This is a genomic window from Halalkalibacter lacteus, from assembly GCF_036663595.1.
In the GTDB taxonomy this organism is placed as follows: domain Bacteria; phylum Bacillota; class Bacilli; order Bacillales; family Bacillaceae_D; genus Halalkalibacter; species Halalkalibacter lacteus.
This window is the reverse complement of record NZ_JAWRVL010000418.1, coordinates 1-241: the sequence shown is the minus strand read 5'-3', so window position 1 is coordinate 241 and position 241 is coordinate 1. Positions and strand designations below refer to the sequence as shown.

The following is a 241-nucleotide window of genomic DNA, read 5'->3' as shown; positions in this document are numbered from 1 at the left end:
GAGCGCGTTCATGCGCGTCGGCGAATCCTGTCGTAACCGCGCGAAGACTGCACGCGCGGGATCACATCATCTTGAGGAGTGTGTCGGCCATCACTGACGGCGTGTCAGCAATCGCCACGCCAGCGTCCTTCAGCGCCTCAATCTTGGCTTTGGCTGTGCCTTTGCCGCCGCTGATGATTGCGCCGGCATGGCCCATGCGACGCCCAGGAGGCGCAGTCGCACCCGCGATGAATGCAGCCAC

At 63.9% G+C, this 241-nt stretch carries 1 pseudogene; it reads right to left on the bottom strand.

The window, feature by feature from the left end:
* Positions 1-61 precede the first annotated feature (61 nt).
* A pseudogene (locus SAZ04_RS22865) lies at positions 62-241 on the bottom strand (succinate--CoA ligase subunit alpha); the annotation flags it as partial.